Raw genomic sequence first — 14,418 nt, 5'->3', positions numbered from 1 at the left:
CCGGCTCTTGGCGTCAAGTCTCGGCCGAGGGATGCCAAACCGGCTCGTAGCCTTGCCTCAGCACGGAAACGGTGGTTATCGGCGTGAGCAGGCGAATTGGACGGCCTGCAAAACCGCCGAACCCCACCGGTTCGCCATAGCCGGCGAACGACCAGCGCAATACCTCGCCGCCCCGTATCGCATAGGCGCTGCCGCCGTTCGCGACCATGGCGCCGTCCGGCAACCCGGCAAGTTCTTCTGCGGCTACGACGGGTGCCCGCCCACCTGCGGCGAGCCGCTCCTTATGCAGCCGCTTGTCGACCTGCGGTGCGCGTGGCTCAGCAATGGCGAAGGCTACGCCGAAGCGCTGGACGAAATCCCTCGCCCGCGCACGCCGGCAGAAGAAGCAGGGCCGATGCCCGGCAGAGAGCGCGGTCACCTCGTCCAGGAAGAACAATTCGGTCCAGCCGGGTTTTCCCCCTGGCCTGTTGCGGCCCATCGGCTCGCGCCGCACACCGCGGAATTCGCAGACGCAGATGATCCAGGCATGCAGCGCCCAGCGCTTTTTCAGCAGTGTCTTCGTTTCGGGGTCATGGATGATGCCGCGGTTGCCCATGAACAGGCCGCGCTCCGGCACGGCATGGAGGACGCCGAACGGGTCTACGCGGTTCTGTAGTGGCATAGCTTTCTCCCCGAATACGCATCTTGGCTGCAATGATGACGGCATGATATCGCTCGTCGCATCATTTTCTTGTCAGCAGGTTTTTCAATGCGGGTGCTGGTGGTCCAGAATTTCGACAATGAGGGCCTTGGCCAGATCGGCGCAGCTCTTGTCGAGGCGGGTGCCGACATCGATCTGCGCCGGCCCTATTGTGGCGAGACGCTGCCGCAGGACAGCGATGCGCACGACGCCATGGTCGTGCTCGGCGGCGCCCAGAATGCGTTGGACGACGAGATTTGCCCGTATTTTCCGGGGTTGCTCGACCTGACGCGCGATTTCGCCGACAAGGATCGCGCCGTTCTCGGTATCTGCCTTGGCAGCCAACTGGTCGCGCGCGCCTTTGGCGGCGAGAACCGGATCGGCGGCGCCTCGGAATTCGGCTGGCATAAGGTCTCGCTGACGCCGGCCGCCAAGGCCGATCCGGTGCTCGGCGCGCTACCCGAAAATTTCCCCATCTTCGAATGGCACGATGACACCTTTGCACTGCCTGAAAACGCTGTGCGGCTCGCCGGCAACGACGTCGCCGAGAACCAGGCGTTTCGCATCGGCCGCGCCGTCTATGGCTTTCAGTTCCATTTCGAGGCGGACCGGCCGATGGTCCGCGACTGGAGCAGGTCCTTTGCCCCGCTCATAGCCGAGCGGCACCCTGACTGGAGTGACCAGCTCGACGACGAAATGGCCCGCAACGGAGCGGATGCCGATGCCGCCGGGCTGGCCATCGCCCGCGCCTGGGTGGCGACGATCTGACGGCTTGTCAGGCCGACGTTGCATATTTGGCACGCTGGCAAGAATCCGCTGTGGACAGCTTGTTTCGTCCTTGGCTTGTGGCCGCCCGCCACCCTAGAAGGCACGCGCTCTGCATCTTCCGTGCAACCGCGATGAACCCTTTGTGTCACTCGCGCGACACATCGCCGATACAGAACATCCCTAGAAGCGCGAAATCGTACTTTCCGTTTCAACCCATTGGTAACCCGCCTCGTGCACAGATGCAGAAAGCTCAACAAGAGATGACGTCCGTGAAAGCAGCGCTTCTGTCCTTTGCCATGTTGTCGGCCATCGTGTTGTGCGGCCTCGGCACCTATGCCGGCGACGCAGCCGCCAACCACAACGCCGTCGACGGCTACGGCGTCACCGCCGCGCTTCGCTAGCGCTTGTTACCCAGAAGCCTGCCTTTGGAGTTGATCCGAGGATGCTCAGCGGTTTTGGGATAACGACATCAACAAGCAAGGACTTGAAGCGCGACCCGCCTTTAAGCCCTTTCACCTGACACCACCAGGATACGCTTGTCCGCGCCGTCCACGACGAGCGCGGTGAGGTTTCCCGTCTGGTAGGCGAGCGTGTCGATATTGACGCGGTTGATCATCACCTCGGCCTCCGGCACCGGTGTGTGGCCATGCACCACGATCTTCGGATGGAGGCCTGGATGGTTGTGGAAGATATCGCGGATCCAGATCAGGTCCTGCGTAGTCTGACTTTCCAGCGCAATGCCTGGCCGGATGCCGGCATGGCAGAAGAAGAAGTCGCCGAACGTCAGTGAAAACGGCAGCGACTGCAAGAAGTCGACATGGCTTTTCGGCACAGCCTCGACAAGTGCTGCATGGCCTTGCCGCAGTGCCGCCTCGGACCTGCCAAACCACGCGCCGCCGCCTTCATTGATCGCCACCCCGTAGGATTGCGCGGTCTGGATGCCGCCATAGCGCATGAAAAGCCCGTCCGCATCGGGGGCATCGAGGAAGTCGAGGAAGCCGATGTCGTGGTTGCCGGCGAGCATCAGGTGGCGCGGGTCGCGTTTTCGCGCTTCGATCAGGAAATCAAGGACCCCCTTGGAGTCCGGGCCGCGGTCGACATAGTCGCCGAGATAGATGACACGCCAGTCGGCTGGTCGCGCCTGGATGATCTCGGCCGCAATCCGGCGGTACATGGCGACCAGCAGATCGAGCCGGCCATGCACGTCGCCGACCGCATAAAGGCGCATGCCTTCCGGTCCGCGCGCGTCGAGAAAGTGGATGCCGGGGGCGGTCAATGCTTCCATCTCCGTGATCATGCCGTCACGGGAGTCTAACGCCGAAGCTGATCCTTGCCCATGTCGGTTACCAGACGCTTTCCGCACAGCGCCAGCGTTATGTCCATCTCCTTGCGGATAATTTCCAAGGCTTTTGTAACCCCATCCTTGCCGAGCGCGCCCAGGCCGTAAAGGAAAGGCCGGCCGATATAGGTGCCCTTGGCGCCGAGGCACAGCGCTTTCAGCACATCCTGGCCCGAGCGGATGCCGCCATCCATGTGGACCTCGATCGTGTCGCCGACCGCGTCGGCGATCTCTTCGAGCACTCCGATCGATGACGACGCACCGTCGAGCTGGCGTCCGCCATGATTGGAGACGATGATCGCGTCGGCGCCCGTCTTGGCTGCCATCAGCGCGTCTTCCTTGTCGAGGATGCCCTTCAGGATCAGCTTGCCGCCCCAGCGTTCCTTGATCCAGGCAACGTCCTTCCACGACAGATGCGGGTCGAACTGCTCCGTCGTCCATGACGACAGCGAGGTGAGGTCGCCGACGCCCTTGGCGTGGCCGACGATGTTGCGGAAGGTCCGGCGCTTGGTGCCCGCCATGCCAATGCACCAGCCCGGCCTGGTCGCAATCTGCCAGATGTGTTTCGGCGTGAAGCGCGGCGGCGCCGAAAGCCCGTTGCGGATATCCTTGTGGCGCTGGCCGAGGATCTGCAGGTCGAGCGTCAGCACCAGTGCCGAGCATTTCGCAGCCTTCGCCCTGTCGATGAGATCGAGGACGAAATCCTTGTCGCGCAGCACATAGAGCTGGAACCAGAACGGCTTCTTGGTCACGGATGCGACATCCTCGATCGAGCAGATGCTCATCGTCGACAGCGTGAACGGCACTCCGAATTCCTCGGCCGCCTGCGCCGCCAGCATCTCGCCGTCGGGGTGCTGCATGCCGGTCATGCCGGTCGGCGCCAGCGCCACCGGCATCGCCACCTTCTCGCCGATCATGGTCGATTCCAGCGAGCGGTTGCTCATGTCGACCAGCACGCGCTGGCGGAATTTGATCTTTTGGAAATCCTCCTCGTTGGCCCGGTAGGTGCTTTCGGTCCATCCACCTGAATCGGCATAGTCGAAGAACATCTTCGGCACGCGGCGGCGCGCCAGGTCCTTGAGATCGGCGATGGTGAGGATCATGCTCATGGGCTTCCCGCTGGTTCTCGCTAATTCGTCGTTGTTGATTTTGTCTGCCCGGCGCTCACGTGCGTTTCCTTGCCGGCTCGCCGTCGCCGGCTTCGGAGCGCTGCATGAGCCTCAGCCGCGACACGCGCTGCCAGTCGCCGCTGCGCTCCGCCTCGGCCATGGCGCGTTCGACATGGGTGATGTGGTCCATCGCCGCCTGCCGTGCGGCCGCCGGATCGCCGGCCTTCACCGCTGCGTAGATCGCCCGGTGCTGCGAAAGCAGCGCCTCGCGCGCGCCCGGCACGTTGAACACCAAGAGCCGGTTCTGGAACACGCCCTCCGACAGCAGCCGGTAGCACGAGCGCAGCGTGTGCAGGAGGATGATGTTGTGCGCGCATTCGCAGATCGCGTGGTGGAACTCGACGTCGATTTCCGCCTCGTCGTCGAAGTTGCCGGTCCGGTGCGCCTCGTCCATGCGCGCCATGATGCGGTCGAGCAGCGCCAGGTCGTCGGCTGTGGCGCGCCGCGCCGCATACTCGGCCGCCACCGCCTCGATCTCGCGACGGTATTCCAGATAGTCGGTCGCCGCCTTGCGGTGCATGGAGATCAGGTCCGTCACCGGCTTGGTGAACAATTGGCCGATGACGTCGGCGACATGTGTGCCGCCGCCGGGCCGCGTCGTCAGCAAACCGCGTCCTTCCAGCGCCTTCAGCGCGTCGCGCAGGATCGGCCGCGACACCTCGAACTGGCGTGCCAGCTCGCGTTCGCCCGGCAGCCTGTCGCCGGTGCGCAGAACGCCTTCGAGGATCAGGCTCTCGATCTGCTGCACCACCTCGTCGGCGGTGCGGGAATGCTCGATCCTGGAGAAAATTTCGCTCAACGGGGATGCCTGGGGATTGAAGCGGTGTCGCAAGATAAAGCCAGCGTCGCCAACTGGTCAAATTATTTATCCAATTTTCCCGACCGAGTCGGTTTCGCTGCTGTCGCCGCATATCGCGTTCGGCTAACTTGTTGTTTGCGTCCCTTGGCAATTGGCTCTAGAGGGACGACGATTGCGCAAGCCCGGGGGACCAGCCGTGGCAGATGACCCGTCCAAGCTCGAATTTCAGCCCCGCGTCAAGGGCAGCGTCATGGGCTTTCCGGCGCATGAGGGACGGCCTGGCGCGCTTGGCGAGGTTCACGCCCGTCCGCATCCGCTGGTCGAGAAACCGCGCGTGCTGGTGCAGCTTTCCTTCATGACCGAAGCCGGATCCGGCGTCGACCAGGCGGTGCTTTCCGAACTGTCGCGACGCCTCGGCATCGCCGCGCCCGACCCCCACGCCCGCCACCACGCGATGAAGTGGGGCAAGGGCTCGCTGCGCTGGGAACGGCACACGGAATTCTCGACCTATCTGTGGGAAGGGCCGCTGGCCGCGAGCGGCCAGCGCCAGGAAGATTCGCCTTTCGGCAACGGGTTTTCGCCGCCGGGAACGGTGATATCCGGCATCAGGCTCGAAATACGCAAATGGACGCAGGCGAGCGAAAAGCTGATCGCCGGCTTCGACCCGACCAGCCTGTGCTATTCGCTGGTCGAGCGCGGCAACGCCGCTATCGTCACCGATTTCCGCCAGGACGGCGACGGCATGACCCGCATGCTGGTGCTCGACCGCGGCCTGACGCCGGCACGCACCGGCGCGCTGGCGCAACGGCTGATCGATATCGAAACCTACCGCACGCTGGCCATGCTTGGCCTGCCGCTGGCGCTGACCTTGTCCGGTCGCGCCCGCCGCATCGAAGACAGGCTGGCTCAGACCACGCTGGAAATGAAGGTCGCCGAGACCCGCGACAGCCAGACGCTGCTTGCCGACCTGACCGAGCTGGCCGCCGAGCTGGAGGCCGACGCAGCCTCCAGCCTCTACCGCTTCGGCGCCAGCCGCGCCTATGACGGCATCGTCCGCGAGCGCCTGGAGGCGCTGGAGGAGGAGGCGGTGCCCGGTTACGACACCTGGGGCGGGTTCCTGCAGCGTCGCGTCGCCCCCGCCATGCGCACCTGCCGTTCGGTCGAGGAGCGTCAGGCCAATCTGTCGACGAAGCTCACCCGCGCCACCACGCTGCTGCGCACCTGGGTCGACGTCGAGGTCGAGAAGCAGAACCGCGGTCTGCTGGCGTCGATGAACAACCGCGCCCGTCTGCAATTGCGCCTGCAGCAGACGGTGGAAGGTCTCTCGGTCGCTGCTGTCTCCTATTATGTCGTCGGCCTCATCGGCTACGTCGCCAAGGGCGTTTCGATCTTCGGCCATGTCTTTGCGCCGGAGGTCGTCACTGCCGCCTCGGTGCCGCTTGCCATCTTGCTCGTCTGGTGGGGCGTGCGCCGTGTCCGCCGCATGCACTCAGAACCGGCGAAGCATCCAGGCGAGTAGGCAGGCAATCTCCCCCCTTGAGGGGGAGATGTCGCCGAAGGCGACAGAGGGGGTCGTCTCGCATGGAGCGCCAACGCTCTACCGACAAGAAATGACGTTGGCACTTTACGCGCCTGGACCCCCTCTGACCGCTTCGCGGCCATCTCCCCCTCAAGGGGGGAGAAAGCCAGCGGCAGATTGCCGCCGCAGAAGCCGGTCCCGGCGTCGGCTTCCGATTTCGGCCAAGCAGGATTTGCAACACGCACCCGCCACTGGTAAAAGATTTTTACCAGTCAATCGAAGGAGGCTGTTGATGTCCGGCCTGCTGATGCCGAAGCCAGACGACGCCACGATGCGCCGGCGCGACGAGATCGTCGCCGATATGCGCATCATCGTGCCGGGCGAAGGCGTCGTCGACGCCGCCAATTCAATGCGCGCCTTCGAAAGCGACGGCCTCACCGCCTATCGGCAATTGCCGCTGGTCGTGGTGCTGCCCGAAACGGTGGCGCAGGTTTCGCGCGTGCTGAAATATTGCAACGACCGCAACATCCGCGTTGTGCCGCGCGGCTCCGGCACGTCGCTGTCCGGCGGGGCGCTGCCGCTCGAAGACGCGGTGCTGCTAGTCATGAGCCGGTTCAACCGCATTCTCGAGATCGATTTTCCCAACCGCATCGTCGTCGCCCAGCCGGGCGTCACCAATCTCGGCATCACCACCGCCGTCGAGCAGGAGGGTTTTTACTACGCCCCCGATCCATCCTCCCAGATCGCCTGCTCGATCGGCGGCAATGTCGCGGAAAATTCCGGTGGCGTGCATTGCCTGAAATATGGCCTTACCGCCAACAATGTGCTCGGTATCGAGATGGTGTTGATGAATGGCGAGGTGGTGCGGCTCGGCGGCAAGCATCTCGACGCGGAAGGCTACGACCTGCTCGGGGTCATGACCGGTTCCGAAGGGCTGCTGGGTGTCGTCACCGAGGTCACCGTGCGCATCCTGAAGAAGCCGGAGACGGCGCGCGCGCTTTTGATCGGCTTCCCGACCAGCGAGCAGGGCGGCCAATGCGTCGCCGACATCATTGGCGCCGGCATCATCCCGGGCGGCATGGAGATGATGGACCGCCCGGCGATCCACGCAGCCGAGGATTTCGTCCATGCCGGCTATCCCTTGGATGTCGAGGCGCTGCTGATCGTCGAGCTCGACGGGCCGGGCGTCGAGGTCGATCATTTGATCGGCCTTGTCGAAGCCATCGCCTACAGGAACGGCTCGACCACCTGCCGCATCTCGCAGTCGGAGCAGGAGCGGCTGAGCTTCTGGGCCGGCCGCAAGGCAGCCTTCCCGGCGGTCGGCCGCATCTCACCCGACTATTACTGCATGGACGGCACCATCCCGCGCAAGGAACTGCCGCGCGTGCTCGCCGGCATGCGCGAGCTCTCCGAGAAATACGGGCTCGGCGTCGCCAATGTCTTCCATGCCGGCGACGGCAACCTGCATCCGCTCATCCTCTATGACGCCAACATGCCGGGCGAGCTCGACAAGGCGGAAAGCTTCGGCGCCGACATCCTGCGGCTCTGCGTCAAGGTCGGCGGCGTGCTGACCGGCGAGCACGGGGTAGGGGTGGAGAAGCGCGACCTGATGCCGGAAATGTTCAACCAGATCGACCTCGACCAGCAGATGCGGGTCAAATGCGCTTTCGATCCCAACCATCTGCTCAATCCGGGCAAGGTGTTTCCGCAGTTGCGCCGCTGCGCCGAGCTCGGACGCATGCACGTGCATCGGGGGCGGGTGGCGTTTCCGGACATTCCGAGGTTTTGAGGTGATGGCGTCTCACCTCTCCACGTCGGCGTTCCTTCGCGCCCCCCTCTGTCCTGCCGGACATCTCCCCCACAAGGAGGGAGATTGGCCGTCATTTTCGCTTTCGCCAATCCCCAACGTTGCTGAACGAGCGCCGGCGGCGAAGCTGGCAATCTCCCCACAAGTGGGGGAGATGTCCGGCAGGACAGAGGGGGGCGCGAAGGAACTCGACTTATTTTCCTTCGAGGTGGTTATGTCGCCATGACCACCTTCACCCCTTCGACCGCAGCCGAAACCCTCTCCACCGTCGCCTGGGCTGCGGCAGAAGAATCGCCGCTCGAAATCCTCGGCCATGGCTCTAAGCGCGGCATCGGCCGTCCGCTGCAAACCGAGCACACGCTCGACCTGTCGAAATTGTCCGGCGTCACGCTTTACGAGCCGGCCGAACTGGTGCTGTCGGCGAAGGCCGGCACGCCGCTCGCCGAGATCGAAAAATTGCTTGCCGAAAACGGCCAGCAGCTGGCCTTCGAGCCGCTGGACTATGGCCCGCTGCTCGGCGGCGAAAAGGGAAAAGGCACGATCGGCGGCGTGCTGGCCTCGAACCTGTCCGGCCCGCGCCGGCTGAAGGCGGGGGCGGCGCGCGACCACATCCTCGGCATAGCAGCCGTCTCTGGTCGCGGCGAGGCGTTCAAGTCCGGTGGCCGCGTGGTCAAGAACGTCACAGGCTATGACCTCTCCAAGCTCATGGCCAACAGCTGGGGCACGCTGGCTGTGTTCACCGACGTCACCTTCAAGGTGCTGCCAGCCGCCGAGACCGAAGTCACGCTCACTCTGCGCGGCCTGCTCGACGATCACGCCGCAGCCGCCATGGCGCTGGCGCTCGGCTCCAGTGCCGAAGTGTCGAGCGCTGCCCATCTTCCCGAACGCGTTGCCGCGCGGGTCGCCGGCGGCAGTCTCGGCAGCGCTGCCGCGACATTGCTGCGGGTCGAGGGTTTCGGTCCGTCGGTCGCCTACCGCATTGCCGCGCTGAAAGATCTGCTCAGGAATGCCGGCCCGCTCGAGGAAATTTCGGGCGATATCTCGCATTCCGTCTGGCGCGATATCAGAGATTGCGCGCCGTTTGCCGACGGCCTGGCAAAGCCGGTATGGCGCGTCTCGATGGCGCCGGCGCAAGGCCACCAGATGGTGTTGGCGCTGCGCATGCAGGCGGCGGTCGATGCCTTCTATGACTGGCAGGGCGGATTGATATGGCTGCGCATGGAGCATGGCGATCCCGAAGCCGATCTTCTGCGTGGACTGGTGAGACAGCATGGCGGCGGCCATGCGACGCTGGTGCGCGCCGCCCCGTCGCATCGCGCCGCTTTGCCGGTGTTCGAGCCGCAGGCGCCGCAACTGGCGGCGTTGGCGGCGCGGCTCAAAGCCGAGTTCGATCCTAAGAATATCCTCAATCCCGGCCGTATGGCGTCGGCTGCAAGCTCTGTTACTCTCGGCCCGGCAACCGAGGGAGGAGCATCATGAGCGACATCAATCCAGGCCCGACCGACTCAAGCAAACCCGCGCCGCGCCAGACCGACCGCTGGCTGGAGCCCGGTCCGACCAACGCACTGATCATTTACATTCTGTATCTCGCCGGCCTGGTGATCGGCGTCACCGGCCTTGTCGGCATCGTTCTTGCCTATATCAACCGCGGCAAATCGGGCGGCTTCGTCGAGAGCCACTACACATTCCTGATCCGCACCTTCTGGATCGGCCTGCTCTACGCGCTGATCTCGGTTGTGCTGATGATGGTGGCGATAGGCGTCGTGCTGATGTTCGCCGTCGCCGTCTGGTTCATCGCCCGCTGCATTCTCGGCCTGCAGGCGCTGCAGCGCGGCGAGCCGGTCAAAAACCCGGAAAGCTGGTTCCTCGGACTTTAGAGCATGATCCCGAAAAGTGGGAACCGGTTTTCGGAAAAGATCATGCTCAAACGGTAAGGACTCTTTGCGTGCAGACCAATTTTTCGCTTGCCCAGCTTGCCGATCCGCATGTCGCGGAATCGGAAAAGATCCTGCGCAAATGCGTGCATTGCGGCTTCTGCACAGCCACCTGCCCGACCTACGTGACGCTTGGCAACGAGCTGGATTCGCCGCGCGGGCGGATCTACCTGATCAAGGACATGCTGGAGAACAGTCGCCCCGCCGACAAGGAGATCGTCACCCATATCGACCGCTGCCTGTCCTGCCTCGCCTGCATGACCACCTGTCCGTCGGGCGTCAATTACATGCATCTGGTCGATCATGCCCGCGCCCATATCGAAGAGACCTACAAGCGCCCGCTGCTCGATCGCCTGACACGCGCCATGCTGGCTTTTGTCCTGCCTTATCCCAAGCGCTTTCGCGCTGCGCTCAAGCTGGCGAAGCTCGGCCAGCCATTCGCCGGACTGTTCGAAAAGATCCCGGCGCTGAAGCCGCTGGGCGCGATGCTCAAGCTCGCTCCGGCATCAGTCCCGGCGGCCTCGCCAATGGCTTCGCCGGGCATCCATGCCGGGCAGGGCACGAGAAAAATAGGCCGCGTCGCCATACTCACCGGCTGCGCGCAATCCGTGCTCGATCCCGCCATCAACGACACGACGATCGCGCTGCTGACGCGGCTGGGCGTCGAGGTCGTGGTCCCCGAGGGCGAGGGCTGCTGCGGCGCGCTGGTGCATCACATGGGCCGCGAGGAGGCAGCGCTTGCCTCGGCCAGGCAGAATGTCGACGCCTGGACGCGAGCCATCGACCAAGGCGGCCTTGACGCCATCGTCATTACCGCGTCCGGCTGCGGCACCACGATCAAGGATTATGGTTTCATGCTGCGCCTCGATCCGGCCTATGCCGACAAGGCGGCGCGGGTATCGGAGTTGGCCAGGGACATCACCGAATATCTGGCGAGCCTCGACCTGCCGGAACCCGTTCGCAAGCCGGGCACCATCGTCGCCTATCACTCCGCGTGCTCGATGCAGCATGGCCAAAAAATCACCCGCCAGCCGAAGGAGCTTCTGGCCAAAGCCGGCTTCGTCGTGCGCGAGCCGCGCGAGGGCCATCTCTGCTGCGGCTCGGCCGGCACCTACAACATCCTGCAGTCCGAGATTTCGGTTCAACTGCGTGACCGCAAGGTCAGGAATATCGAGGCAACGGGTGCTGAAATCGTCGCCACCGGCAACATCGGCTGCATCACCCAGATCGCTTCGGCGGCGAAGATGCCGGTGGTGCACACGATAAAACTGCTCGACTGGGCCTATGGCGGACCGCAGCCGGAGGGCGTTACGGACAGCAGGGCAGTCGTGGCAGCGGAATGACGTGGTTCAGGCTGCTTTCTACTCAGCAGCGAGCTTGTCCACCACACCGTAGGTCGCCTGGTAGCGTGCGCGCTGGCGGCTGAGCGCCACCATCGTATTGCGCAAAAGAATCGCCACGGTGATCGGACCGACGCCGCCCGGCACCGGTGTGATCCAGGACGCCACCTCCTTGACGCTCTCGGTATCGACGTCGCCGACGATGCGGCTCTCCCCGTCGGGTCCCGTCTCGGCATTGATGCCGATGTCGATGACGGCCGCCCCGGGCTTGACCATGTCGGCCTTGATCAGCCGCGGCTTGCCGACCGCGACGAACAGCGCGTCGGCGCGGCGGGCATGCGCTGCCACCGAGCGCGTCATGTGGTGGCAGACCGTCACTGTCGCGCCCTCGCTCATCAGCAGGAAGGCGATCGGCTTGCCGACGATCTCGGAGTGGCCAACGATGACGACCTCGAGCCCCTTGAGATCGAGACCGGTTTCCTTAAGCAGCTCGACCGAAGCGGCGGCCGTGCACGGCGCGAGGTCTAGCTGGTTGTAGACGATGTTGCCGATAGAAGCTGGATGCATGCCCTCGACGTCCTTGAGCGGATGCACCGCCGCCTGAAGGGTCTTGATCGGGATATGCGCCGGCACCGGCCGCTGGATGATGATGCCGGTGACGCGCGGATCGGCATTAAGGCCGTGGATCGCCGCTTCCAGTTCGCCGGCGGTGATGTCGGCGGCAAACCGCCTTTCCTCGAAGCCGATGCCGGCCAATGCTGCCTTGGCGCGCTGGTTCCGGACATAGACATCCACCGCAGCTGTGTCGCCGACGGTGATCGAAATCAGTTTGGGCGGAAAGCCTTCGGCGGTGGCGATCGCTGCATCCTCACGCACGGAGGCGATGATGCGTTGGGCGACCGGGCCGCCTCTGAGGTAGCGGTTGTCATCGGACAGGGACATGCGTGAACCTTCTGTCTGAAAGTGTTGCTGCCGACATAGCAAAACTCTTGGGATAATGGCAGCTCGAAAGCGAACCGCTATGACTGTCGTGCGACGTACCGGCGAATCTGCGAAATGCCAGCCAAGCGGATGTCAGGAGAAACAGAAAGGGCAGCGCGGCTTGCCGCGCTGCCCTTTCGTGACTGGCCGCATCCCCACACGGCCCGTCCCCCGTTGTTCTTTCAGCTGGCCTCAAAAAGCCAAAGCTAATGTCTTTCTAGCCGAGATGATTGGTGACCGCAACTATATCACCACAACCGTTGTGCCAACATTGACCCGTTCATAGAGGTCGACAACATCTTCGTTGCGCATGCGAATGCAGCCCGACGACACCGCGCCGCCGATCGTCCATGGCTGGTTGGTGCCGTGGATGCGGTAGAGTGTCGAGCCAAGATAAAGCGCGCGTGCGCCGAGCGGATTCTCGGCGCCGCCGGCGACATAGGTCGGCAGATAACGGCCCTTGGCGGCCTCGCGCGTGATCATCTCCGCCGGCGGCCGCCATTCGGGCCAGACCTTCTTCTGCGAGATCTTGTGCTTGCCGGCCCATTCGAAGCCCGGCTTGCCGGTGCCGACGCCATAGCGCCGTGCCTTGCCGTTGTTCTCGACCAGATAGAGAAAATTCTCTGTCGTATCGATGACGATCGTGCCCGGTTTGTGCGGACCGTCATAGGCGACTTCCTGCGGCAGGTAGATCGGGTCGATCTGCGGGCGCGCGACCATGCGCTTCTTGGACGGCGCCTGCACCGCGGCCGTATGCAGCTGAGCCGGTTGCGCCTGCCGTTGAGAACGGCGCTGCGGCTTTTGCATCTCTTGCCGGTTTTGGCGGACGATGCCCGGCGCGCGGCCAAGCTGCAGCACCCAAGGCGCCGAAAGGTCGGGGCTCACCATCACCGGCGGCCTGTCGGCATAGCGGTCATTGGCGCTGGAGGATGTAGCGGCAGCGGCCAGCGCGGCTGCGGCGCCGAGCAGCGGAAACAAAAATGTCTTCATTGGAACGCACCTTGATCGTCGAACATCCGGGGGCGCAAAAGCGTCCCCGATTTCGTGGACATTGGGCGCGGAGCGGCAACCGAAACGTGAATCGGAATGCGTAAAATGCTCCATTGTCAGTAAACCTTTCGGTGTGGTTACTGGCCGGTTCAGGAATCTGGTAAAGCCGGAGTAAAAGGCGCGCTAAGGCGCATTAACGAATGGAATTCCGCCATGGATGAGAAGACAGGCCTGCTCGCCGGCCCCGATGGTATCGCGCGCTGCTTCTGGCACGGCAATCTGCCGGATTATCTGCACTACCACGACCATGAATGGGGCCGGCCGGTCACCGATGACCGCAGACTGTTCGAAAAGATCTGCCTCGAAGGCTTTCAGTCGGGTCTGTCCTGGCTGACCATATTGCGCAAGCGCGAGAATTTCCGCGAGGCGTTCGCCGGCTTCGATATCGATAAGATCGCCGCCTTCACCGACGAGGATGTCGAGCGCCTGCTCGGCAATGCCGGCATCATCCGCCACCGCGGCAAGATCGTCTCCACCATCAACAACGCCAAGCGCGCGCGTGAAATGGCGGACGAGGCCGGCTCGCTGGCCGCCTGGTTCTGGAAGTTCGAACCCGGCCCGGACGAACGGCCCGAAATCGTCGATCTCGCCCATCTGCGCGCCAATCCGACCACGGCGGTTTCTGTGCGGATTTCGAAGGAGCTGAAGAAACGCGGCTGGAGCTTTGTCGGCCCGACCACCGTCTACGCCTTCATGCAGGCCATGGGGCTGGTCAACGACCATCTCGAGGGCTGCGTCTGCCGCGAGCAAGTCGAGGCGGAGCGGAAGGCGTTCAAGCGGCCGAAGTAGCTCCTTCTTGCCTTCTCCCCTTGTGAGGGCTTTGCACGGGGAGCGAAGTGGATTTCGGTGGTCAGTGAGGGCCTTTTTGAAGGCCGGCAGAGCGGTTTTCCGCGGCCCTTGCGAGGCCTTTGTCGGTTTAGGCAGCCATCCTGCCGGATTGTGGACGCACTCCTCCCTCATGTCCGCCTCTCATCGGGTGGATAGAGGACGCCAATCATGGTGCGCAGATTGTAAGCGCAGGCGGCCAGTATGC

Annotated in this window: 14 protein-coding genes; 8 read left to right on the top strand and 6 right to left on the bottom strand. The window is 63.8% G+C overall.

Going from position 1 to position 14,418, the window contains the following annotated elements:
* Positions 1-13: 13 nt before the first annotated feature.
* Positions 14-661: a hypothetical protein gene (locus tag EN885_RS16190; RefSeq protein WP_128242800.1), complete on the bottom strand. Its 648-nt coding sequence runs from the start codon at positions 659-661 to the stop codon at positions 14-16.
* Between the two features lie 87 nt (positions 662-748).
* Between EN885_RS16190 and EN885_RS16185 the strand changes: the two genes are divergently transcribed.
* Together EN885_RS16185 and EN885_RS34690 are read left to right on the top strand one after the other, a co-directional pair.
* Complete coding sequence (locus EN885_RS16185) at positions 749-1,447, top strand: type 1 glutamine amidotransferase (protein ID WP_128242799.1); 699 nt, start codon at positions 749-751, stop codon at positions 1,445-1,447.
* 269 nt (positions 1,448-1,716) lie between these two features.
* The gene (locus EN885_RS34690; RefSeq protein ID WP_281032964.1) at positions 1,717-1,848 is read left to right on the top strand and encodes a hypothetical protein; all 132 of its coding nucleotides are present in this window, start codon (positions 1,717-1,719) and stop codon (positions 1,846-1,848) included.
* Positions 1,849-1,949: 101 nt separating this feature from the next.
* Here EN885_RS34690 and EN885_RS16175 read toward each other — a convergent pair whose 3' ends face one another.
* Genes EN885_RS16175 through EN885_RS16165 form a run of 3 tightly spaced genes read right to left on the bottom strand, consistent with a single transcriptional unit; the run spans position 1,950 to position 4,754 of the window.
* On the bottom strand, positions 1,950-2,723 hold the full coding sequence (locus EN885_RS16175) for a metallophosphoesterase (protein WP_127289793.1): 774 nt from the start codon (positions 2,721-2,723) through the stop codon (positions 1,950-1,952).
* 35 nt (positions 2,724-2,758) lie between these two features.
* Entirely contained in the window at positions 2,759-3,895 is a 1,137-nt protein-coding gene (locus EN885_RS16170) for an alpha-hydroxy acid oxidase (protein WP_128242798.1), read from the bottom strand.
* 55 nt (positions 3,896-3,950) lie between these two features.
* Positions 3,951-4,754, bottom strand: a complete 804-nt coding sequence (locus EN885_RS16165; RefSeq protein ID WP_127289252.1) for an FCD domain-containing protein — start codon at positions 4,752-4,754, stop codon at positions 3,951-3,953.
* Positions 4,755-4,950: 196 nt separating this feature from the next.
* Here EN885_RS16165 and EN885_RS16160 point away from each other — a divergent pair, with 196 nt between their 5' ends.
* From EN885_RS16160 to glcF, 5 genes are all read left to right on the top strand, one after another.
* The gene (locus tag EN885_RS16160) at positions 4,951-6,273 is read left to right on the top strand and encodes a DUF3422 family protein (RefSeq protein WP_127289254.1); all 1,323 of its coding nucleotides are present in this window, start codon (positions 4,951-4,953) and stop codon (positions 6,271-6,273) included.
* Positions 6,274-6,565: 292 nt separating this feature from the next.
* Positions 6,566-8,062 (top strand): FAD-linked oxidase C-terminal domain-containing protein, encoded by a 1,497-nt coding sequence (locus EN885_RS16155; protein ID WP_128242797.1) that lies wholly within the window; start codon positions 6,566-6,568, stop codon positions 8,060-8,062.
* 240 nt (positions 8,063-8,302) lie between these two features.
* Positions 8,303-9,559, top strand: a complete 1,257-nt coding sequence (locus tag EN885_RS16145; protein ID WP_128244375.1) for an FAD-binding protein — start codon at positions 8,303-8,305, stop codon at positions 9,557-9,559.
* Positions 9,556-9,957 (top strand): DUF4870 domain-containing protein, encoded by a 402-nt coding sequence (locus tag EN885_RS16140; protein WP_127289258.1) that lies wholly within the window; start codon positions 9,556-9,558, stop codon positions 9,955-9,957. The genes EN885_RS16145 and EN885_RS16140 overlap by 4 nt, the downstream gene beginning before the upstream one ends.
* A gap of 68 nt (positions 9,958-10,025) precedes the next feature.
* The gene (glcF, locus tag EN885_RS16135; RefSeq protein WP_127289260.1) at positions 10,026-11,357 is read left to right on the top strand and encodes a glycolate oxidase subunit GlcF; all 1,332 of its coding nucleotides are present in this window, start codon (positions 10,026-10,028) and stop codon (positions 11,355-11,357) included.
* An 18-nt stretch (positions 11,358-11,375) separates the two neighbouring features.
* Here glcF and EN885_RS16130 read toward each other — a convergent pair whose 3' ends face one another.
* Together EN885_RS16130 and EN885_RS16125 are read right to left on the bottom strand one after the other, a co-directional pair.
* Positions 11,376-12,296, bottom strand: coding sequence for a bifunctional 5,10-methylenetetrahydrofolate dehydrogenase/5,10-methenyltetrahydrofolate cyclohydrolase (locus EN885_RS16130; RefSeq protein ID WP_128244376.1), 921 nt, complete (start codon positions 12,294-12,296; stop codon positions 11,376-11,378).
* Between the two features lie 282 nt (positions 12,297-12,578).
* The gene (locus EN885_RS16125; protein WP_126103623.1) at positions 12,579-13,325 is read right to left on the bottom strand and encodes a L,D-transpeptidase; all 747 of its coding nucleotides are present in this window, start codon (positions 13,323-13,325) and stop codon (positions 12,579-12,581) included.
* A 213-nt stretch (positions 13,326-13,538) separates the two neighbouring features.
* Here EN885_RS16125 and EN885_RS16120 point away from each other — a divergent pair, with 213 nt between their 5' ends.
* On the top strand, positions 13,539-14,174 hold the full coding sequence (locus tag EN885_RS16120) for a DNA-3-methyladenine glycosylase I (RefSeq protein ID WP_126103622.1): 636 nt from the start codon (positions 13,539-13,541) through the stop codon (positions 14,172-14,174).
* Positions 14,175-14,418: the final 244 nt, after the last annotated feature.

Origin of the sequence: Mesorhizobium sp. M6A.T.Cr.TU.014.01.1.1 (assembly GCF_004022765.1) — a bacterium.
GTDB lineage: Bacteria > Pseudomonadota > Alphaproteobacteria > Rhizobiales > Rhizobiaceae > Mesorhizobium > Mesorhizobium mediterraneum.
The sequence above is the reverse complement of the archived record's forward strand: the minus strand, read 5'-3'. Positions and strand labels throughout refer to the sequence as shown.